This is a genomic window from Duganella sp. Root336D2 (genome assembly GCF_001425005.1).
Taxonomy (GTDB): domain Bacteria; phylum Pseudomonadota; class Gammaproteobacteria; order Burkholderiales; family Burkholderiaceae_D; genus Rugamonas.
The window spans coordinates 340,131-360,059 of the sequence record NZ_LMDB01000012.1; the positions used below are offsets into that span (position 1 = coordinate 340,131).

The 19,929-nt window shown below is 64.6% G+C and carries 17 protein-coding genes; 9 read left to right on the forward strand and 8 right to left on the reverse strand.

Annotation, left to right across the window (positions count from 1 at the left end; all coding sequences use genetic code 11):
- Positions 1-17 precede the first annotated feature (17 nt).
- Together ASD07_RS11700 and ASD07_RS11705 are read right to left on the reverse strand one after the other, a co-directional pair.
- Entirely contained in the window at positions 18-221 is a 204-nt protein-coding gene (locus ASD07_RS11700; RefSeq protein WP_055929777.1) for an oxidoreductase-like domain-containing protein, read from the reverse strand.
- Positions 221-3,298 carry a diguanylate cyclase gene (locus ASD07_RS11705; protein WP_055929780.1) on the reverse strand — a complete coding sequence of 1,026 codons (3,078 nt, stop codon included), beginning with the start codon at positions 3,296-3,298 and terminating at the stop codon, positions 221-223. Before ASD07_RS11705 ends, ASD07_RS11700 begins: the two co-directional genes overlap by 1 nt.
- A gap of 118 nt (positions 3,299-3,416) precedes the next feature.
- Here ASD07_RS11705 and ASD07_RS11710 point away from each other — a divergent pair, with 118 nt between their 5' ends.
- Positions 3,417-4,853, forward strand: a complete 1,437-nt coding sequence (locus ASD07_RS11710; protein ID WP_055929783.1) for a DEAD/DEAH box helicase — start codon at positions 3,417-3,419, stop codon at positions 4,851-4,853.
- Between the two features lie 49 nt (positions 4,854-4,902).
- Here ASD07_RS11710 and ASD07_RS11715 read toward each other — a convergent pair whose 3' ends face one another.
- Positions 4,903-5,784, reverse strand: a complete 882-nt coding sequence (locus ASD07_RS11715) for a sulfurtransferase (RefSeq protein WP_055929786.1) — start codon at positions 5,782-5,784, stop codon at positions 4,903-4,905.
- Between the two features lie 168 nt (positions 5,785-5,952).
- On the opposite strand from ASD07_RS11715, the gene ASD07_RS11720 reads away from it, so the two are divergent.
- Complete coding sequence (locus ASD07_RS11720; protein WP_162246552.1) at positions 5,953-6,489, forward strand: DUF1444 family protein; 537 nt, start codon at positions 5,953-5,955, stop codon at positions 6,487-6,489.
- 33 nt (positions 6,490-6,522) lie between these two features.
- Here ASD07_RS11720 and ASD07_RS11725 read toward each other — a convergent pair whose 3' ends face one another.
- Positions 6,523-6,825: a c-type cytochrome gene (locus tag ASD07_RS11725; protein WP_055929792.1), complete on the reverse strand. Its 303-nt coding sequence runs from the start codon at positions 6,823-6,825 to the stop codon at positions 6,523-6,525.
- Positions 6,826-7,012: 187 nt separating this feature from the next.
- Between ASD07_RS11725 and dnaE the strand changes: the two genes are divergently transcribed.
- The 4 genes from dnaE (at position 7,013) to ASD07_RS11745 (ending at position 13,659) form a co-directional block, all read left to right on the forward strand.
- Positions 7,013-10,549, forward strand: coding sequence for a DNA polymerase III subunit alpha (gene dnaE, locus ASD07_RS11730; protein ID WP_055929796.1), 3,537 nt, complete (start codon positions 7,013-7,015; stop codon positions 10,547-10,549).
- A gap of 104 nt (positions 10,550-10,653) precedes the next feature.
- A complete protein-coding gene (locus ASD07_RS11735; RefSeq protein ID WP_055929799.1) occupies positions 10,654-12,174 on the forward strand; it encodes an MBOAT family protein in 1,521 nt (506 codons plus the stop codon).
- A gap of 2 nt (positions 12,175-12,176) precedes the next feature.
- Complete coding sequence (locus tag ASD07_RS11740; RefSeq protein ID WP_055929801.1) at positions 12,177-13,391, forward strand: hypothetical protein; 1,215 nt, start codon at positions 12,177-12,179, stop codon at positions 13,389-13,391.
- 7 nt (positions 13,392-13,398) lie between these two features.
- Positions 13,399-13,659 carry a KTSC domain-containing protein gene (locus tag ASD07_RS11745; protein WP_229207120.1) on the forward strand — a complete coding sequence of 87 codons (261 nt, stop codon included), beginning with the start codon at positions 13,399-13,401 and terminating at the stop codon, positions 13,657-13,659.
- 11 nt (positions 13,660-13,670) lie between these two features.
- Here the strand turns inward: ASD07_RS11745 and ASD07_RS11750 are convergent, their stop codons facing one another.
- Complete coding sequence (locus ASD07_RS11750; RefSeq protein ID WP_055931772.1) at positions 13,671-13,901, reverse strand: DUF6139 family protein; 231 nt, start codon at positions 13,899-13,901, stop codon at positions 13,671-13,673.
- A 181-nt stretch (positions 13,902-14,082) separates the two neighbouring features.
- Here ASD07_RS11750 and ASD07_RS11755 point away from each other — a divergent pair, with 181 nt between their 5' ends.
- Together ASD07_RS11755 and ASD07_RS11760 are read left to right on the forward strand one after the other, a co-directional pair.
- The gene (locus tag ASD07_RS11755; protein ID WP_055929807.1) at positions 14,083-15,642 is read left to right on the forward strand and encodes an ATP-binding protein; all 1,560 of its coding nucleotides are present in this window, start codon (positions 14,083-14,085) and stop codon (positions 15,640-15,642) included.
- Positions 15,643-15,644: 2 nt separating this feature from the next.
- Positions 15,645-16,244, forward strand: a complete 600-nt coding sequence (locus ASD07_RS11760; protein WP_229207121.1) for a response regulator transcription factor — start codon at positions 15,645-15,647, stop codon at positions 16,242-16,244.
- 10 nt (positions 16,245-16,254) lie between these two features.
- Here the strand turns inward: ASD07_RS11760 and ASD07_RS11765 are convergent, their stop codons facing one another.
- A complete protein-coding gene (locus tag ASD07_RS11765; protein WP_055929809.1) occupies positions 16,255-17,088 on the reverse strand; it encodes a glycosyltransferase family 2 protein in 834 nt (277 codons plus the stop codon).
- Positions 17,089-17,196: 108 nt separating this feature from the next.
- On the opposite strand from ASD07_RS11765, the gene waaF reads away from it, so the two are divergent.
- Entirely contained in the window at positions 17,197-18,216 is a 1,020-nt protein-coding gene (gene waaF / locus ASD07_RS11770; RefSeq protein WP_055929812.1) for a lipopolysaccharide heptosyltransferase II, read from the forward strand.
- On the opposite strand, the gene ASD07_RS11775 is transcribed toward waaF, so the two are convergent.
- Together ASD07_RS11775 and ASD07_RS11780 are read right to left on the reverse strand one after the other, a co-directional pair.
- Entirely contained in the window at positions 18,206-19,543 is a 1,338-nt protein-coding gene (locus ASD07_RS11775; protein WP_055929814.1) for a hypothetical protein, read from the reverse strand. The genes waaF and ASD07_RS11775 overlap by 11 nt on opposite strands.
- On the reverse strand, positions 19,540-19,890 hold the full coding sequence (locus ASD07_RS11780) for a hypothetical protein (protein ID WP_055929817.1): 351 nt from the start codon (positions 19,888-19,890) through the stop codon (positions 19,540-19,542). Before ASD07_RS11780 ends, ASD07_RS11775 begins: the two co-directional genes overlap by 4 nt.
- Positions 19,891-19,929 lie beyond the last annotated feature (39 nt).

The window sequence follows — 19,929 nt, forward strand, 5'->3', positions numbered from 1 at the left end:
CGCCAAAACCTATACGTTCATGCTTTTTTTGTCCGATTGCCGGACCTGACCCCGACTTTCTTTCTGCGAGCTTCCCAGGCGGCGAGGGCGCTGCGGTAGCGCTCGAGGTCGTCGTAGTAGAGGTCGAGCACGCACCAGGTGCAGCCGCTGTGGCAGCACTCGCCGGGGCCGGGCTCGGCCGGCGCTTGCGGCTTGGGGTCGTCTTGCGGGGCCACGTCCATTATTCTTCCATTGCCAGCAGGGCCTGGTTGCGGCCGCGCTGCTTGGCGCGGTACAGCGCTTCGTCCGCCAGCCGTACCAGTTGCTCGGGGCGGCTGTTTTCGGTCGGCACCAGTACCGCCACGCCGATACTGATGGTGACATGGCCGAGCGGGGAGGCGTCGTGCGGCAATTGCAGGCGCGCCAGTTCGGTGCAGATGGTCTGTGCCACGCCGATCGCGTCGGCGCCCGGCGTGGCCACCGACAGCAGCGCAAATTCTTCGCCGCCGTAGCGCGCCACCAGGTCGGAACTGCGCCGGCCGTGTTCGGTGATCACGCGCGCCACCGCGCGCAGCGTGGCGTCGCCGGCCAGGTGGCCATAGCGGTCATTGTATTTCTTGAAGTAGTCCACATCCAGCATCGACAGCGCCAGTGGCTGGCCGGTGCGCTGGGCGCGCCGCCATTCCGCCTCCAGCGCCAGGTCGAAGCCGCGCCGGTTGCCGACGCCGGTCAGGCCGTCGGTCTGGCTCAGAGCCTCGAGCTTGCGGTTGGAGTCTTCCAGTTCGACGGTGCGGGCGGCAACCTGCTGCTCGAGCACTGCTTGCAGGCGCGTCAGGCGGCGGATGCGCCAGTGGTACAGGCTCCACAGCCCGCCCACGATCAGGGCAGCCGCAGCCAGGCGGAACCAGGTGGTTTGCCAGAACGGCGGCGTGATCGTCACGTGCAGCGTGGCGGGCTGCTCGCTCCAGCTGCCGTGGTGGTTGGCGGCGCGGACCCGGAATACATAGCGGCCGGGATCGAGGTTGGTGTAGGTGGCGACGCGGCGCTCGGCGTCGGTTTCCTGCCAGTCAGGGTCGAAACCTTCCAGCTGGTAGGCGTAGCGGTTCTGCGACGGTTCGGTGAAGTGCAGGGCTGCGAACTCGATGGTGAAGGCGGTGGCTTGCGAGGACAGCACCAGGCCGGTGGGCGCCGTCAGCGGGCCTTCCAGCCGGGCCTGGTCGCGGAAGCGGCCTTCGCTGAGCGAATGGCTGAACAGCTTGATGTCGGTGATGGCCACCTGCGGCGGCACCGAGTCGCTGCGCACCTGCTCCGGCTCGATGCCGGTCATGCCGTGCACGCCGCCGAAGTACAGCCTGCCATCCGGGCCGGGCGCCGAGGCGTTGGTGGTGAAGCCGTCGGTCATGCCGTCGGCGACGGTGTAAAGCTGGGCCGAGCCGTTGCCGGGATTCAGGCGGAACAGGCCGGCCAGCGTGCTGACCCAGATCTTGCCCTTGGCGTCGGACTGGATGGACAGCGTCTTCAGGTGCTGCACGGCGGCGGCATGTGAGCGCAGGCGCAAGCCGCCGCCTGCCGTTTCTTCCAGTTGCACCAGGCCGCGCGAGGTGCCGATCCACAGCCGGCCGGCGGCGTCTTCGTGCAGCGAGGTGACGTTATCGTCGATCATGCCTTCCGGCCCGCCGGCGCGCAGGTGGCGGAACTTGCCGGTGGCCGGGTCCAGGAGGTCGAGCCCGCCGCCATTGAATTCGGAGCCCATCCACACGCGGCCCTTGCTGTCTTCCAGCACCACGCTGGTGCCGCCCACGCTGCGGCTGTCCGGATTTTGCGGGTCGTGATAAAACAGCAGGGAGCGGTCGTGCAGCGTGTCGTAGCGCACCAGGCTGTTGCCGGTGCCGAGCCACAGCACGCCGTCCTTGCCGGGCGCGATGGAGTTGATGAAATCGCTGGCGGTATTGCCGAAGCGGACCAGCTGGAACTTGCCATCGAGCGTATCGAGCCGGTTCAGGCCGTTGGCCGTGCCGATCCACAGCGGACCGCCGGGCTGCTGGTACAGGCTGTACACGATATTGCTGTTCATCGAACCGGGCCGGCCATCGGCCTGGTAGCGCCGCAGCACTTCGCCCTTGGCGGGATCGAACAGGCCGGCGCCAAGGTTGCCGCCAATCCAGACCGTGCCGTTCGGCCCGCTCTCCAGGCTGAGCAAGGCGTTGTTGGCGCGGCCGTGGCGCCCGTCCAGGCGATACGGCAGGTGGCGCGTGAAGCCGCTGCTGCTCAGGTTGACCAGGGCAATGCCATCGGTGAAGGAGGCGATCCACAGCATGCCGCCGCGGTCTTGCAGCATGGCGCGCAGGTTATCGCCCGGCAGCGAATACGGGTCGTCGCTGTTGTGGCTGTACTGGTCGAAGCGTTGCGCCGTCGCGTCCCAGCGCAGCAAGCCGGCCGACAGGGTGGTGGCCCACAAGGTATCGTCGCGGTCGAAATAGAAGCTGGTGACGCGGCTGTCGGGCACGGCCACGCTTGCGCGCGTGTCCCATGGCTGGCTGCTGTCCCAGCGCCAGACCCCGCCTTCGGTGCCGATCCACAGCACGCCGTGCTGGTCGAAGCGCAGGGCGCGCACGATGTTGGCGCGGGCGTTCGGGTCCTGGCCCTTGTCCACGCGGCGATGTTCGAATTCACTGGCGCCGGCTGGCAGGTAGTCCAGGCCGCCGGGCCAGGTGGCGGCCCAGACGCCGCCCTGGACATCGACCGCCAGCGCATTCAGGTCGTTGCCGCCCAGGCTGCCAGGGCGGGCCGGATCGTGCATATGGATGCTGAACTTGCCGCTGCCAGGTTCAAAGTGCTGCAGCCCGCCCCAGGTCGCCAACCACATGCCGTCTTTTCCATCGGACACGATGGCGCGGATGATGCGGCCGTTGTTGGGCACATTGGCCGGCACGAAGGTGGTGAAATCGTTGCTTTCCGGGTTGAAACGCGCCAGGCCGCTCTGGGTGCCGGCCCACAGCCGGCCCCGGCTGTCTTCAAACAGCGCCGCTACGCGGTCATGCGGCAGCTTGCGCGGGTCGCCCGCCTTGCTGCGATACTTGGTCACACGGTAACCGTCGTAGCGGTACAGCCCGTTCGACTGGGTGCCGATCCACATGAAGCCGCGTTTGTCTTGCAGCAGGGATAACATTGACGGCTCGTCATTGCCGAGTGGCCCGAGCTTGCGAAAGCGCAGCGACGGCGAAGCAGCCTGGGCGACAGCAGTCAACAGGCTGCATGCCAGGATGATGAGCAAAATAAAGCGGCCCATTTGCCAGCCGCGAGCGTAGGTAGCATTCATTTAGTGACATTATAGCTTCCAACTCGGCAATAATTTCCGTTCTGGAGCGCCATTCCATGCGCTTTACCACAGTTCTCGGGTATCATGCGGGGTTGGCCGCTGTTAACTAAAGAATTGTATGTCTGACATTGAGAACACCCCTGAGCAAGTAAAGTTCGCCGATTTCGGCCTGGCGCCGGAAATCCTGCGAGCACTGACCGACCAGGGTTATGTGCACCCCACGCCGATCCAGGCGCAAGCGATCCCGATCCTGCTGCAGGGCCGCGACGTGATGGGGGCCGCCCAGACCGGTACCGGCAAAACGGCCAGTTTTTCGCTGCCGATCATCCAGCTGCTGCTGGCCCATGCGAGTGCGTCGATGAGCCCGGCGCGCCACCCGGTACGCGCCCTGGTGCTGACGCCGACCCGCGAACTGGCGGTGCAGGTGGCGGAAAACGTGGCCGCCTATTGCAAGCACACCCCGCTGCGTTCCACCGTCGTCTTCGGCGGCATGGACATGAAGCCGCAGACTGAAAAGCTGCGCAGCGGGGTGGAAATCGTGATTGCCACCCCGGGCCGCCTGCTGGACCACGTGGAGCAGAAGAATATTTCGCTGGGCCAGGTGCAGATGCTGGTCATGGACGAAGCCGACCGCATGCTGGACATGGGCTTCCTGCCCGACCTGCAGCGCATCATCAACCTGCTGCCGAAGAAGCGCCAGAACCTGATGTTCTCGGCCACCTTCTCGCCGGAGATCAAGAAGCTGGCGTCGACCTTCCTGACCGACCCGATCACGATCGAAGTGGCGCGTTCCAACGCGACCGCCGAACGCGTGACCCAGGTGGTGTACAAGGTAAATGAAGACCACAAACGCGATGCCGTCGCCCACATCCTGCGCCAGCGCGAGCTGAAACAGGTGATCGTGTTCTCCAACACCAAGATCGGCGCGTCCCGCCTGGCGCGCGGCCTGGCAGCCGAAGGCATGAAGGCCTCCGCCATCCATGGCGACAAGACGCAGCAGGAACGCATGCAGGCGCTGGACGCGTTCAAGAAAGGCGAGATCGATGTGCTGGTCGCCACCGACGTGGCGGCACGCGGCCTGGACATCTCGGACCTGCCGTGCGTGATCAACTTCGACCTGCCGTATAACGCTGAAGACTACGTGCACCGCATCGGCCGTACCGGCCGCGCCGGCGCTTCCGGCGATGCGATTTCGATCTTCTCGGACAAGGATGAACGCCTGCTGGTGGACATCGAAAAGCTGATCAAGCAAACCGTCCCGCGCGCTACGCTCGAAGGCTTCGTGCCGGGCGGCTTCCGCAGCGACGAGCGCCACGGCGACCGCCGCCGCGACCGCACCCAGGCCGACCGCTCGGCGCCGCGCAGCGGTGAGCGCCGTGAAGGCCGCGGCGACGGACCGGCGCTGTCCCCGCGCCGCGAGAAAGTCGATCCATGGTTCCTGAAACCGTATGAGCCGACTCGCAGCAATGGCGCAGCGGCAGCTGCGGCGCCGGCCGCTCCTGCCAAGCCGAAACAGAAAATTGCCGCCCTGCTGGGCGGACTGCCGAAAGGCTAAGGCGTAAAAAAGGCCCGTTGATCAACGGGCCTTTTTTATGGCTTGCTGCTTAGTGCTTGCCGAAGCAGGCCGGGCACGAAACCCCGGGTACGTATTCCGGTGCCAGCTGCTGGCGCGGCGTCACCACCGCGCGGCAGGCGAAGCACTGCTTGGTCTCGGTCGGCTCCAGTTGCGGGTTCAGCGCGGTGCGATAGTCGAATACGAAGCAATCGCCGGTGTAATGCGCGCCGCCGACTTCCTCGAAGTACTTCAGGATGCCGCCTTCCAGCTGGTACACATTGTCGTAGCCGATATTCTGCATATGGATCGCGGCCTTCTCGCAGCGAATGCCGCCGGTGCAGAAGGTCACCACGGTCTTGCCTTCGAAATCAGCCTTGTGCTTCTCGATGATTTCCGGGAATTCGGTGAACTTGGTCAGGCGGTAATCGACGGTGTTGGTGAAAGTGCCGACGTCGACTTCGTAATCGTTGCGGGTCTCCACCATCACCACCGGCTTGCCGTTGTCGTCGTGGCCCTGGTCCAGCCAGCGCTTCAGGTCTTTGGCTTGCACATGCGGTGCGCGGCCGTCTTCAGGACGGATCAGCGGATGGCGCATGGTGATGATTTCTTTCTTGATACGCACCAGCATGCGGCGGTGCGACTGATCGGCCGACAGGCTTTCCTTCACTTCCAGGTCGGCCAGGCGCGGGTCGCTGCGGACCCAGGCCAGGTACTCGTCAATGTGGGCGCGGGTGCCGGACAGGAACATATTGATGCCTTCCGGGGTCAGCAGGATGGTGCCCTTCAGGCCCAGGCGGGCACAGATGTCCTGGTATTGCGGGCGCAGTTCGTCCAGCTGCTCGAGCGTGATGAATTTGTAGGCCGCTATGTTGACGTATACGGCTGCTGCCGCGCCGGGCATTGCAGGCGCGTTTTCAATGGTTGCTTGCATGGGATGGGTAATCGATTGAATCCGGAACAGCCGACATTATAGCCGCACTCGGCGGAATGCCCAAATAATAGGCAGGGATTGCCAAATGCTTAAATGATCTGGAATAATTGCTATCAAATGTTGAAAAATGGAAAGGTCAATTCAATGAATGATGGTGCAGCAGAGTTTGTGACGCAAGAATTCCTGGCGCGCGCTGTCGCGTATCTGAAAAGCGTGGACATTGCCGGTGGCGCCGCCGCGGTTTCCCTGTCCGAAGCCGACAGCCCGGTACTGCGGCAAGTGGGTTCCGGCCTGGTGGTGGCCTACGTGGTCGACGAGCCCCAAGGGCTGGTGTATGTACAGCATCGCCATCTCGCCGAAGCCGGCATGGACGCGGCGCAGCTGCACCGCTCGGCCATCGCCAACCTGGACAAGCTTTGCAGCCAGCATATGCGGGTCGAGCAGCATGGCCCGGTCTTTGGCGTTTTCGTCGACGGCAATTTCGAGGCCAGCATGTTCCTGCTGCAGGCGTTGTGGCAGCGCGACCTGGCCGGCCTGGTGGACGAAGGGTATATGGTTGCCGTGCCGGCGCGCGACATCATGGCGTTCTGCGACATGGCGTCGGAGGAAGGTGTCGCCGCGCTGAAGGAAATGGTGGAACGCGTCCATGAAAACGGCGATCACTTGATCAGCAGGAACACCTTCCGCATCCGCAAGCCGGCGTGACGATGGGCGGTGGACGGCCGCCCCGGTTAGCGCTTACTTCTGCGCCAGCACCCAGCGTACCAGTTGGTGCGCTTCGGCGTCGGTCACCTGGTTAGGCGGCATCGGGACAGCACCCCAGACCCCGGAGCCGCCCTGCAGCACCTTCAGGATCAGTTTATCCTCGGCGCCCTTGTCGTTTTTGTATTTGGCCGCGACATCCTTGAACGAAGGCCCGACCAGTTTTTTCGCCATGGCGTGGCAGGCGAAGCAGCTCTTCGATTTGGCCAACTGCTCAGGTTCTTCCGCATAGGCCGCCAGCGAGGCGGTCATCAGCAGGGCAGCAGCAACAATTTTCATCTTCATCTCCAAGGGTGGATTGGTAAGGGTGATTCTAGCCGCGCCGTGCGGCTGCAACGGGCTCATTTGTAAGCAATTATGGCGCGCCCTATGCTGGACTAGCCAGCAATCTAGTTCATTAGGAGGCGCCCGGGGCAGCTCAGGCGTTAAAATAGGGGGATATTCGACTTAAAATCCGCCTGCCCCCATGAGCATTGAAACAATCGACCAGCCAGTAGACGCCACGCCAGCCGCCGCGCCCGTGGGACCGCAATTCGTCCACCTGCGCGTCCATACGGAATATTCGATTGTCGACGGCCTGGTGCGCTATGACGACATGATCAAGAAGGCGGTCAAGGATGGCCAGGGCGCCCTGGCCATCACCGACCTGGCCAATATGTTCGCCATGGTGCGCTTCTACAAGGCGGCGCGCGGCAAGGGCATCAAGCCGATCGTCGGTGTCGATACCTGGATCACCAACGACGACAACCGCGACAAACCGCACCGCATCATGCTGTTCGCGAAGAACCGCATGGGCTACCTGCAGCTGTGTGAGCTGCTGTCCGAAGCGTGGTTGAACAACCAGTGGAAGGGGCGCGCAGAAATCCGCACCGAGTGGCTGCGCGACTTGCCCAACAAGCAGTACCCTCTGCTGCCGGACGAAGATCCGCGCAACTGCCTGATCGCCTTGTCCGGCGCTCATTTCGGCGATATCGGCCAGGCCATCGAGAACGGCAACCTGGAACTGGCTGAAGCCAATGCCCGGAAATGGGCGGAGATTTTCCCGAACGGCCATTTCTACGTCGAGATCCAGCGCGCCGGCCAGGCCAACCAGGAAGTCCAAGTGCGCCAGTCGGTGGCGATTGCGGCCAGGCTTGGCCTGCCGGTGGTGGCGACGCACCCGGTGCAGTTCCTGTCGCGGGAAGAATATATCGCCCACGAGGCGCGTGTCTGTATCGCGGAAGGCGAGATGCTGGCCAACGCCAAGCGCGTCAAGCGCTTCAACGAGCAGATGCGCTTCCTGACCCAGGCGGAAATGGCGGAGCTGTTCCACGACCTGCCGGCGGCGCTGCAAAACTCGGTGGAGATCGCCAAGCGCTGCAACCTGTCGCTGGTGCTGGGCAAGCCGCAGCTGCCGAACTTCCCGACCCCGGGCATGACCATCGACGAATTCCTGGTGTCGGAGACGACCAGGGGCCTGGAAGAGCGCCTGGTGCAGCTGTTCCCCGATCCGGAGAAACGCGAGAAGGAGCGCCCGCGCTACGAGGCGCGCCTGAAATTCGAGAACGACACCATCATCAAGATGAAGTTCCCGGGCTACTTCCTGATCGTTGCGGAATTCATCCAGTGGGGCAAGAACAACGGCGTGCCGATCGGCCCGGGCCGCGGCTCCGGTGCCGGCTCGCTGGTGGCGTATGCGCTGAAGATTACCGACCTGGATCCGTTGAAGTACAACCTGCTGTTCGAACGTTTCCTGAACCCGGAGCGGGTATCGATGCCCGACTTCGATATTGACTTCTGCCAGGAAAAACGCGAACTGGTGATCCAGCACGTGAAGGACTTGTACGGGCGCGAGGCGGTATCGCAGATCGCCACCTTCGGTACCATGGCGGCGAAAGGCGCGATCCGCGACGTGGGCCGCGTGATGGATTTCGGCTATATGTTCTGCGATGGGGTGTCGAAGCTGATCCCGTTCAAGCCTGGCAAACCGGTGTCGATCGCGGAAGCGATCGAAGAAGAGCCGCTGCTCAAGGAGCGCCAGGAAAACGAGGAGGAAGTGCGCCAGTTGCTGGACCTGGCGCAGCAGGTCGAAGGCATCACCCGTAACATCGGTATGCACGCCGGCGGCGTGCTGATCGCACCGGGCAAGCTGACCGACTTCTGCCCGCTGTACACCCAGTCCGGCGATACCGGCGTGGTGTCGCAGTTCGACAAGGACGACGTGGAGGCGATCGGCCTGGTGAAGTTCGACTTCCTGGGCTTGACCACGCTGACCATCCTGGACCGCGCCGTCAACTACATCAAGGATCTCGATCCCGAACTGTCCGATTTCGACCTGGCCAAGCTGCCGCTGAACGACCGCCCGACCTACGAGCTGCTGACCAAGGCGAAAACCGTCGCCGTGTTCCAGCTTGAATCGCGCGGCATGCAGGGCATGCTGAAGGACGCGCGTCCCGACCGCTTTGAAGACATTATCGCGCTGGTGGCACTGTACCGCCCGGGCCCGATGGACCTGATCCCGGACTTCTGCAAGCGCAAGCACGGCGAAAAGTTCGACTACCCCGATCCGCGCACCGAGGGCATCCTGTCCGAAACCTACGGCATCATGGTGTACCAGGAACAGGTCATGCAGATGGCGCAGATCATCGGCGGCTACTCGCTGGGCGGCGCGGACATGCTGCGCCGTGCCATGGGTAAGAAAAAAGCCGAGGAGATGGCGGAGCACCGCGAGCTTTTCCGCAAGGGCGCGCAAGAAGGCGGCCTGACCGTCGAGAAGGCCGACGAGATCTTCGACTTGATGGAAAAGTTCGCGGGCTACGGCTTCAACAAGTCGCACGCGGCCGCCTACGCGCTGCTGTCGTACCATACCGCCTACCTGAAGCACCACCACACCGCAGCGTTTATGGCAGCCAACATGTCGCTGGCCATGGACGATACCGAGAAGGTCAAGATCCTGGTCGAGGACTCGATCGACGTCTGCGGCCTGACCATCCTGCCGCCGGACGTCAACCAGTCGGCCTACCACTTCCGTCCGGACGGCGAGCCGGGCAAGAAGGCGACCAGGATCCGCTACGGCCTGGGTGGCGTGAAAGGCGCGGGACAGAACGCGATCGAAGCGATCATCGCCTCGCGCACCTCGGGCGGCCCGTTCACCAGCCTGTTCGACTTCTGCAAGCGGGTCGACAAGAAGCAGATGAACCGCCGCACCATCGAAGCCCTGATCCGCGCCGGTGCGTTTGACGGCTTTGGCGTCGACCGGGCGGCGCTGTTTGCCTCGGTCGGCTTCGCCATGGAATACGCGGACCAGGAAGCCAAGTCGGCCAACCAGGTCAGCCTGTTCGGCGGCGACGATTCCGACCTGGTGGCGCCGCCTGATTATGTGCAGGCGACGCCATGGACCGACCGCGAAAAGCTGGCGGAAGAGAAGATCGCGCTGGGCTACTACCTGTCCGGCCACATGTTCGACTCCTACGCGGCGGAAGCGCGCCGCTTTGCCCGCACCAAGCTGTCCGAACTGGAGCCGTCGCGCGAACCGCGCATGATGTGCGGCGTCGTTTCCGGCATCCGTACCCAGATGACCCAGCGCGGCAAGCTGCTGATCGTCACGCTGGACGACAAGACCGCCGTGGTTGAAGTCACGGTGTACAACGAAGTCTTCGAGCCGAACAAGCATATGTTCAAGGAAGACGAATTCCTGTGCGTGACGGGCAAGGTGTCGGAAGACCGCTTCTCCGGCGGCCTGCGCATTTCGGCGGAAAAGGTCTACAACATCACCGCGGCGCGCATCCAGTTCGGCCGCCAGATCGGCCTGGCCCTGCCGAAGGCCGTGGCGCCGGCCAGGCTGGCCGAGATCCTCGGCCCGCACCGCGACGAATACGGCCTGCCCGTGTCGATGCGCGTCAAGCCGCAAGGCATCGACTGTGTGTTGCAGCTTGGCGACGACTGGCGCGTGGCGCCGTCCGATGCGCTGAAGATCGCCCTGGAACAGGGCCTGGGAGCACAGGAAGTCGCCATCGAGTATTAAGATGGGGCGCTAAGCCAACCCAACAGTATCGTGCGCCATAGTTATTAATAGTTCAACATAATCCGGTAGTACCGCTCCATTCCTCATGGTGGCCACTACCGATCATGTTGTTCAATTCTTTCAGCTTCCTGCTGGGTTTTTTGCCGATCGCCCTGGTCGGCTACTTCCTGCTGGCACGCCGCCACCCGACCTGGGGCGTGGCGTGGCTGGCGCTGGCGTCGCTGTTTTTCTACGGCTGGTGGGAGGTGCGCTATGTGCCGCTGCTGCTCGGCTCCATCGTCGCCAACTATGGCTGCGCCCAGGCCATCCGGCGCGCGCAGGGCAGGGCGCGCAGCTGCTGGCTGGGCGGCGCCGTGGCGGCCAACCTGGCGCTGCTCGGCTACTACAAGTACGCCAACTTCTTCTACACCAGCCTGACCGGCCAGCATACGGAACTGCTGCAGGTGGTGCTGCCGATCGGCATATCGTTCTTCACCTTCACCCAGATCGCCTTCCTGGTCGACACGGCGCGCGGTTTCGTGCAGGAAGGACGCTTCATCCACTACCTGCTGTTCGTGACCTACTTTCCGCACCTGGTGGCCGGGCCGGTGCTGCACCACAAGGAAATGATGCCGCAGTTCGCCGACCCGCGGAACGCCTTGCCGAGCGCCGAAAACTTCTCGGTCGGCGCCACCATCTTCATTATCGGCCTGGCCAAGAAAACACTGCTGGCCGACACCCTGGCGCCGTACGCCAACGCGCTGTTCGCGGCGCCTGGCGAGCCGACCCTGCTGATGGCCTGGGGCGGCGTGCTGGCTTATTCCTTCCAGCTGTATTTCGATTTCTCGGGCTATTCGGACATGGCGATCGGCCTGTCGCGCATGTTCGGCGTGCACCTGCCGCTGAACTTCAACTCGCCCTACAAATCGCGCAATATCGTCGACTTCTGGCGGCGCTGGCATATGACCCTGTCGCGCTTCCTGCGCGACTACCTGTACATTCCACTGGGCGGCAACCGCCATGGCGCAGTGCGCGCCGAAGCGAACCTGATGGCGACCATGCTGCTGGGCGGCCTGTGGCACGGCGCCAGCTGGAATTTCGTGCTGTGGGGCGGCCTGCACGGCGCCTACCTGATGATTGCGCACGCATGGCAGATGCTCAGGGCGCGCCTTGGCTGGCAAGGCGCCGGCAAGGCAGGGGCGGTTGCGGCCCGGGCGCTGACCTTCGCTGCCGTGGCTTATGCCTGGGTGTTCTTCCGCGCCGCCGACCTGCCCTCGGCCATGCGCATCGTGGGCGGCATGTCAGGCCAGTATGGCGTCGCGCTGCCGGATGCTATCGGCGCGCGCCTGGGCGGCCTGCACGATGCGCTGGCCGCGCTGGGAATCAAGTGGACGCTGGGCGGCGCCACCCAGTTCATTGAAACATGGTGCTGGGTCCTGCTGGCCGCGCTGGTCGCTTTCCTGGCGCCGAATACGCAGCAAATCATGCATCGCTTCGAGCCTGCGCTGGATCATGACGGCACGGCGGCCCCGGCGCGCCTGGCCTGGCTGCCGGCGCCGCGTCCGGCGCTGGTGACCGGCCTGCTGGCCGTGTTTTGCCTGCTGGCCCTGTCGCGGCCGAGCGAATTCCTTTATTTCCAGTTCTGACCATGTGCAACGCTTTGCACCATCATTATTTGCGCAAACTGGGCCTGGCCATGCTGGCGGGCCTGCTGCTGGTGGCCGGCGTGGTGATGCTGGCCGACCCCTATGGCCTGTATGGCGTGGTGCGCAAGCCCGGCCTGAATGCGGAAAAACCGGTGCCGCAGCACTTCCGTAACGAGATCAAGCTGGCCGGCGCCCGGCGCCTGGGCGCGACCCAGTTCCTGGTCGGGAATTCGCGGGTTGAAGTCGGCTTCGATCCGGACAGCCCCTTGCTGGGCGGCGGCGCCTACAACCTCGGGCTGGCGGGCACCGGCACCATGGTGGCGGTAGGGCAGTTGCAGTACTTGCGCAGCCTCGGCATCTCGCCTTCGCGCGTGATTGCCGGCCTCGATTTCCACGACGCCTTGCTGGCGCCGGGCCAGCAAGGCGGCGCGCGCAAACCGCCGGTAGCAGGGGCTGGCAAACTGGGCTGGCGTGTGGAAAGCCTGTTTTCGCTGTCCGCCTTGCGCGATGCGGCAGCCACCTTTGCCATGCAGGGCGACCGCGAGGCCGAAACCATGACGGAGCGCGGCCTGAACCCGCTGCACCAGTACATCAAATTTGTGCGCTACGACGGCTACTACAAGATCTTTCGCCAGCGCGCGGAAGAGAATGCGGCCTCGCTGGTGAAGAAAGCGCCGGGCGGGCTTGACCGGCAAGGGCTGCGCGCCGAATTGCGCGCCCTGGTCGATGCGGCGGCGAGCGATAATCCCGGCGTCGACCTGCGCCTGATGGTGTACGCTTATCACGCGCAGATGCTGGCGCTGTATGAAGCGAGCGGCATGTGGCAGCGCTTCGAGGAATGGAAACGTATCGTACTGGAGGAGGCGCAGGCCGCGCGCACCCGTTACCCGCAAGCGCAGATCACGGTGCACGACTTCAGCGGCTTCGGCGAATTCAATTGCGAAGCGATTCCGGGACCGAACCGGAAGGGCACGACGCACTGGTACTGGGAGGCCGGGCACCAGAAGCCGGCGCTGGGTGAAGAGATGCTGCGGCGCATGCTGGCTGGCGCGCCGCAGGATGGTTTTGGCATGGCGCTGACCTTGCAGAACCTGGAGCAGGACCGCCAGCGCATCGCCGCCGAACGTGCCGCTTGCGCCGCGGCGCAGCCGGCGCTGTTTGCGGAAGCACATGAACTGGTGGCGCGCGCGGCGCGCCGGCTCGGAAAGGGACAATGAAATGGAAATGAAACGCATCAACGCAGGCAAGCTGCGCGCCATTGGTTACGACGAGCGCGCACGCGTGCTGCGCGTCGAGTTCGACGACGGCAGCGCCATCGATTACGACGGCGTCGGGCGCGACGTGTGGCAGCGCCTGTCGGCCTCGGGCAGCGCCTGGAGCTTTTACCGCGACAATATCGAGGAAGAGTTCACAGGCCGCAAGGGACGCGCCAAGCCGCAGGCCGGAACGCGTCCCGCCGGGCTTGACGAGCTGTTCGGCGACTGACGCCGCCGCGCTTACATGTCTTTCAAGCCGGTAATGGCGTAGCCTTTGCTGCCCATCTGCTGGGTCAGCCGGTCGATGTGGTAATCAGGCAGGCCTTGCACATCATCGTCGACTTCCAGCGATTGCTCGGCTGGCAGCCAGTCGGTGTTGATGGCTTCCTGTGGGATGGGTTTGCCCTCGGGTACGGCGAGGTAGGAAAAAATGCCGTCATGTTCGGCACGGCGGTAGATATCCAGGCGCATCTTCATCTCCCTTCAACTAGTCCTACGCACAGGCTGGCGTAACGCTTTGATTCTACTCCGCTTGCATGGCTGTGGCCATGCAAGATTTGCCGGCGCGCTGCACTGGAAACAGCAAAATTAACATGGATCAACAAACCCGCACGCCGGATGATTGCTCAAGTTCAATGATATAGTGGGCTTTATGCGTTTTCCGTTTTTGCTGCCGGCCACCGGATTCTTTGCCGCTTACCTGCTGTTCGACTGGATCACTTACGTCGAGCCGCTGCTTGGCCTGAACATCACGCCCTGGAACCCGGACACAGCACTCGGCCTGGTGTTCTGGCTGGTGTATGGCCGGCGCGCGGCGCTGCCGTGGTTTGCCGCCCTGGTGACGGGCGATGTCCTGGTGCGCGGCCTGCCGGGCGGCTTGGCCGGCACCCTGCTCACAGCCGCCTGGCTGATCTGCGGCTACGGCTTGCTGGGCGAATGCCTGCGCCGCGCGCTCGGCGGCGGCACCATCTTCAGTTCGCGCTCGAGTTTCTACCGCTGGCTGATGATCGTTGCCGCCGGCACCTTGCTGAACGCGGTCGGCCATATCAGCCTGCTGGCCTGGCTTGGCCTGGTGCCCTGGAGCGACTGGCTGCGCGCCGCCTGGCGTTTCGGTTTCGGCGACATGGTGGGGGTGGTGGTCAGCATGCCGCTGCTGTGGAAACTGGCCAACCCGCAAGACCGGGTACGCCTGCGCGAGGCCACCTGGAAGCCGGAAACCCTGGGCTACCTGGCGCTGGCGATTTTCGTTCTGTGGGCGGTGTTCGGCTATATCATGACGGCCGAATTCAAGCACTTCTATTTCCTGTTCCTGCCGCTGATCTGGGCCGCTTCGCGCCAGGGCGTGCATGGCGCGGCGCTGGTGGTGTTCGTGCTGCAGCTCGCCATCGTGGCCCTGGTCAGGGCCAACAGCGCCAATAACATCACCGTCTCCGAACTGCAGATGCTCGATGCCGTGCTGGCGCTGGTGGGCTTCTTCATCGGCATCGTGGTCGACGAGCGGCGCCAGGTGGCGGAAGAACTGAAGCAGACCTTGCGCCTGGCCGCGGCGGGCGAAATGGCGGCCGCCCTGGCGCATGAGCTGAACCAGCCGATGACGGCGCTGGCGGTGTACGGCAAGGCTTGCGAGCACCTGCTGGCGCGCGGCGATGCGGGCGATGTGCTGAAGAACGCGATCGGGCAGATGATCAATGAATCGGCGCGCGCGGCGGAAGTGGTGCGCCGGCTGCGCGACTTCTTCCGCACCGGCGCCATGCAGCTCGAAACCGTCGGCGCGGCCGCCTTGCAGTCCGGTATTGTGCAGCAGTTCCGGCCGCAGTTTGCGGAACACGGGGTGCAGGTCTCAATCGACGAGGCGCCGGCGCTGGCGGTGCAGGTCGATCGCCTGCAGGTGGAACTGGTGCTGCGCAACCTGCTGGCCAACGCTCTGGATGCAGTGCGCATGCGCCCGGCGGGGCAGCGCCGCATCCGCCTCGCGGCCGAGAATATCGGCGGCAAGCTGCGCTTCACGGTGGAAGACAGCGGCGATGGCCTGACGCAGCAGGCGGCGGGACGCCTGTTCGAGCCCTTCGTATCGACCAAGGCCAGCGGCATGGGCCTGGGACTGGTGCTGAGCCGCTCCATCGTCGAGGCGCACGGCGGAACTTTATGGGCGGAAGTTGCCGATCACGGCGTCTTTCGTTTTATACTGCCGGCGCTGGACTCTGGAGAATAGCCTTGTCAAACCTTACCGTTTTCATCGTCGACGATGATCCTTCGCTGCGCGACGCCCTTGGCCTGCTGCTGGGGGTGCGCGGCTACCGTACCGCCGTTTTTGCCAGTGCCGAAGCGTTCCTGCATGCCTGGCTGCCCGAATGGGCGGGCTGCCTGGTGGCCGATATCCGCATGTCCGGCATGGACGGGCTGACCTTGCAGCGCAAGCTCAATGAGATGAACTGCCTGCTGCCGGTGATTATCGTGACCGGCCACGGCGACGTCAGCTCGGCGCGCGAAGCGTTCAAGGCGCGCGCTGTCGATTTCCTGGAAAAGCCGTTCGACGACGACAAGCTGATTGCCGCCATCGAGGAAGCGTTTTCGATGCAGCTGCGCCAGCGCCAGGACCAGGACCGCCGCCAGCAGCGCGACCAGCTGCTGGACGAACTGACCCCGCGCGAGCGTGAAGTCTTCGAACTGGTGGTCATGGGGCGCCACAACCGCGAAATCGCCCCCCAGCTGAACATCAGCGTACGCACCGTGGAAGTGCACAAGGCGCGCCTGATGGCCAAGCTGGGCGTGGATAACGTGGCCGACCTGGTGCGCGTCGCGCTGCGCGACTAGGCTAGCGCGACTAGGCTGCGCTTGCGCCCAGCTCGCGCAAGCCGGTCACGGCTTGCGTGGTCTTGTCGACGGCGCGCTGCAGCACCACCGCGCGGTTGCTCGATTCCTGGTCGCGTTTCGCTTCGCGGTGCCACAGGTGATATACCTCGGTGGCGAAGGCGCCGCTCTTGCGCATGACGCCGGCATTGAACAGGCGCAGCACCAGGTCGGAGTCTTCATGGCCCCAGCCGGTGAAGCTTTCGTCGAAGCCGTTCACCAGGTCCAGGTCACTGCGCCATACCGCCATATTGCAGCTCTTGATGCGGCGCCAGGTGAAGCGCTTGCTTTCACGGCCCAGGTTCGGCAGGGTCAGCATCGTTTGCAGGAATTTGTTGGCGTTGCCGGCCAGGTAAAGCTTGAGTTTTTCCAGCGCGCGCGCGCGCTGGATATCGAGGTGCTGCTCCAGCAGGCGGCGCGTATAGGCTTCGCTCAGCAGCACGCGGCTGCCCGTCACCACGTAGCCGCGCTTGGACAGGCGGCGGTGGTTGGCCACGAAGTCCTTCTGCGGCACGCAATCGCCATCGATAAAGATGATGTATTCGCCCTGCGCCGCCAGGGTGCCCAGGTTGCGCGCCCGCGCGGCGCGAAAACCGAGATCCTCCTGCCACACGTGCTGCAACGGCACCGGCGAGCGCGCCTGCAGGGCGGCGACGGTTTCCCGCGTGTTGTTGGTCGATCCGTCATCGGCGATAATGATCTCGAAATTTTGATCGTCCTGTGCAAAGCAGGCCTCCACCACGGCCGACAGGGCGTCCGGACGATTGTATGTGGTGATAATTAACGAGATGGTTGAAGCTTGTTGCATGGATGCTAAAAGATTAATAAAAAATGCCGTCCTGCCGGCGGGCGCCAATCCGGCAGTATATCAGCGCCGGGTGCGCGCCACCGGCTGTGCTGAACAGGAGGGGCGCCAATGAGGACGCTGGTGATCTCCCCCAACTGGATCGGCGACGCCGTAATGGCGCAGCCGCTGTTGCAGCGCCTGAAAGCGCTGCATCCGGAGCGCCCGATCGACGTGCTGGCGCCGCCGGCCGTGTCGCCGGCCTGGCGCCAGATGCCGGAAGTGGCCGAGGTGCTGGAAACCCCGTTCCGCCATGGCGCGCTGCAATTGAAGGAGCGCTGGCGCTACGCGCGCCTGCTGCGCCAGCGCGGCTATGCCGACGCCTACATCCTGCCCAACACCCTGAAATACGCCCTGATTCCCTGGCTGGCCGGTATTGCGCGCCGCGTCGGCTACAAGGGCGAGAGCCGTTATGGCTTGATCAATGTGATGCACCACGACGACACGCCGCCGCGGCCGATGGTGCCGTTTTACGCGGCGCTGGCCGATGCGCCGGGGGCGCCGCTGCATGGCGGCCTGCCCAAGCCGCGCATGGCCGCCAGCGGCGAGCAGGTTGCCGCTGCTTGCGCCAAGGTTGGCCTGGACCCGGCGCGCCCGCTGGTGGTGTTTGCGCCGGGCGCCGAATTCGGCGCAGCCAAGCGCTGGCCGCCTGCGCATTTCGGCCAGTTGGCGCAGCACATCCTGGCGCGCGACCCGCAAGCCCAGGTTGCGCTTCTGGGTTCGCCCAAAGATGGCCCGACATGCGATGAAGTCATTGCTGCCGCCGGGGCACCGGCTGGCCTGTCCAGCCTGGCCGGCAAGACCAGCCTGTCCGATGCCATCGCCCTGATCGCCCGTTCGGCCGCCGTGGTCAGCAACGATTCCGGCCTGCTGCACGTGGCTTCGGCGCTGAACCGGCCGGTGATCGCCATTTACGGTCCGACCGATCCGGATCACGCGCCGCCATTCTCCGAGCTGGCGGCCTCGATTTCGCTGCGCCTGGAGTGCTCGCCATGCCGCCAGCGCGAATGCCCGCTCGGCCACCAGAACTGCATGCACGGCATCAGCGCCGGCCAGGTGTGGCAGGTGCTGCAGCCAATGCTCAGCCGTTGACGATCGGCTGGGCGATGATCCAAAGGCTCAGCAGGGTGTAAGCCACCATCAGCGCCAGCATCGGCAACTGGCTGCGGGTGGCGCGCGGCCCGAACTGGCGCAAGGCGGTCTGGTGTCCCAGCCATACCGCCGCCACATGTCCCGCCACGATGGCGAACAGCGACACATACCAGACCATGCGCGCATCGACGATGCCCAGCCGGATGAAATAGAAGCGGGTGCCGAACAGGTCCCAGCCAAGGTTGAGCGGATCGGAAGCCAGGGGGACCAGGTATTGCCCCGCCATCGCCAGGAAGGACAGGTAATGGGCGAAGTGGTAGGCAATCGCGATGGGCACCAAGGTCAGCACATACCAGCCGGCGGTCGCCGCCAGCGCCGCACCGCCGCCGCACCAGGCAATCGCGCGGCACACGGCCAGGTAAGCCAGCAGGAATACCGCCGGCAGGAGGCATAGCGCTGCGCCGCGCAGCAAGGCGGGCGGCAGTGCCAGTGCGCCCTGCAGGTCCAGCCACGCCTGGGTTTCCAGCAGGCCGTCGAAGCTGACGGAAGCCAGCATCAGCATCACCAGCACGATATGCGACCAGCCGAGCGGCGCCTGCAGCAGCAAGCCGGCGCCGAAAGGGCGCAATTGCCAGCGTCCATTGTGCACCTGGTTTGGTGCAAAGCGCGCCAGCAGGCCGAATACCACCGCAAACACTTCGCCGTGCGCCAGCCAGGTGCGGCGCCCGAACAGGAACATGGCCAGCCAGGACAGGCAGGAGTAGGCCAGCATTGCAGCGGCCAGGCTGGCCGGCTGCTCGCTGCCTTCCCAGTTCAATTCCATGTTCACGAAGGCGAGGAACAGCAGGGCGGCCGGCCACACGCCGGCCCATTGCGGCCAGGCCAGCTTGGCGGGGCGCTCGCCCAGGGTCCAGCGGTACACGGTGTCGAGCGGATTGACCAGCGCCCACAAGTCGCCCAGCAGGGCCGAGACGAAGGCCATGCCGACCCACCAGATAGCCCACACCATGGCCGGCGCAATATTCTTGAACGGATTCTGTGCGCCGGCAAAGCCGGCGCAGATCACCAGCAGGTACAGCGCCAGCACCGCCAGCCGCAAGGCCGTCGCCAGCACGCTGGCCAGCGGAATTCGTTCCAGCAGCGTGAAAGCCCGTTCCGGCGCACGCGGCTGCATATTGCGCTGGCGCGCCAGCAGCAGGAAGGTGGCAGCCACTGTGGCGCCGGCCCCGCCCATGAACATCCACAAGGGCAGCGGCAAATCAAAGCGCTGGCCGAATCCATGCGCCAGCGCGGGCAAGGGAATGGCTGCCAGCAGCCAGCGCTTCATCTGGGAGTAACTTCCACGTAAAGCAGGGCCGGGGCATGGTGCTGGCCCTTGCCATGCGCCGCCAGGGGGAAGCGGCCGAGCACTCGCGCCTGGAGTTGCAGGCGTCCCGGTGCGCCGGGCTTGAGCGAGAACATCAGGTCATAGCCGTGCAGGTGCAGCTCCAGCGGGGCGTCGCTGCGCAATTCCAGCACCAGCGTGTCGCCCTGCGGCACGCGCACCGTGGGCGCCGGGTTGGCAATGCGCTGCTGCTTGACGTCGAAACTGGCACTTTGTTGCGCGGCCCATACAGGAATCCCCGCCAACAGCGTCAGGGTTGCAAACAGCCAGTGGGGGCAGGGCAGGCGCATATGGAGATTCTAGTGCGGCAGGCGTAATATTCAATGCCT

What these genes read in the sequence shown, in the direction of transcription:
- ASD07_RS11700 (WP_055929777.1), bottom strand. Translation starts at nt 221, where the DNA reads ATGGACGTGGCCCCGCAAGACGACCCCAAGCCGCAAGCGCCGGCCGAG.
- ASD07_RS11705 (WP_055929780.1), bottom strand. Translation starts at nt 3,298, where the DNA reads ATGAATGCTACCTACGCTCGCGGCTGGCAAATGGGCCGCTTTATTTTG.
- ASD07_RS11710 (WP_055929783.1), top strand. Translation starts at nt 3,417, where the DNA reads ATGTCTGACATTGAGAACACCCCTGAGCAAGTAAAGTTCGCCGATTTC.
- ASD07_RS11715 (WP_055929786.1), bottom strand. Translation starts at nt 5,784, where the DNA reads ATGCAAGCAACCATTGAAAACGCGCCTGCAATGCCCGGCGCGGCAGCA.
- ASD07_RS11725 (WP_055929792.1), bottom strand. Translation starts at nt 6,825, where the DNA reads ATGAAAATTGTTGCTGCTGCCCTGCTGATGACCGCCTCGCTGGCGGCC.
- dnaE (WP_055929796.1), top strand. Translation starts at nt 7,013, where the DNA reads ATGAGCATTGAAACAATCGACCAGCCAGTAGACGCCACGCCAGCCGCC.
- ASD07_RS11735 (WP_055929799.1), top strand. Translation starts at nt 10,654, where the DNA reads ATGTTGTTCAATTCTTTCAGCTTCCTGCTGGGTTTTTTGCCGATCGCC.
- ASD07_RS11740 (WP_055929801.1), top strand. Translation starts at nt 12,177, where the DNA reads ATGTGCAACGCTTTGCACCATCATTATTTGCGCAAACTGGGCCTGGCC.
- ASD07_RS11745 (WP_229207120.1), top strand. Translation starts at nt 13,399, where the DNA reads ATGAAACGCATCAACGCAGGCAAGCTGCGCGCCATTGGTTACGACGAG.
- ASD07_RS11750 (WP_055931772.1), bottom strand. Translation starts at nt 13,901, where the DNA reads ATGCGCCTGGATATCTACCGCCGTGCCGAACATGACGGCATTTTTTCC.
- ASD07_RS11755 (WP_055929807.1), top strand. Translation starts at nt 14,083, where the DNA reads ATGCGTTTTCCGTTTTTGCTGCCGGCCACCGGATTCTTTGCCGCTTAC.
- ASD07_RS11765 (WP_055929809.1), bottom strand. Translation starts at nt 17,088, where the DNA reads ATGCAACAAGCTTCAACCATCTCGTTAATTATCACCACATACAATCGT.
- waaF (WP_055929812.1), top strand. Translation starts at nt 17,197, where the DNA reads ATGAGGACGCTGGTGATCTCCCCCAACTGGATCGGCGACGCCGTAATG.
- ASD07_RS11775 (WP_055929814.1), bottom strand. Translation starts at nt 19,543, where the DNA reads ATGAAGCGCTGGCTGCTGGCAGCCATTCCCTTGCCCGCGCTGGCGCAT.
- ASD07_RS11780 (WP_055929817.1), bottom strand. Translation starts at nt 19,890, where the DNA reads ATGCGCCTGCCCTGCCCCCACTGGCTGTTTGCAACCCTGACGCTGTTG.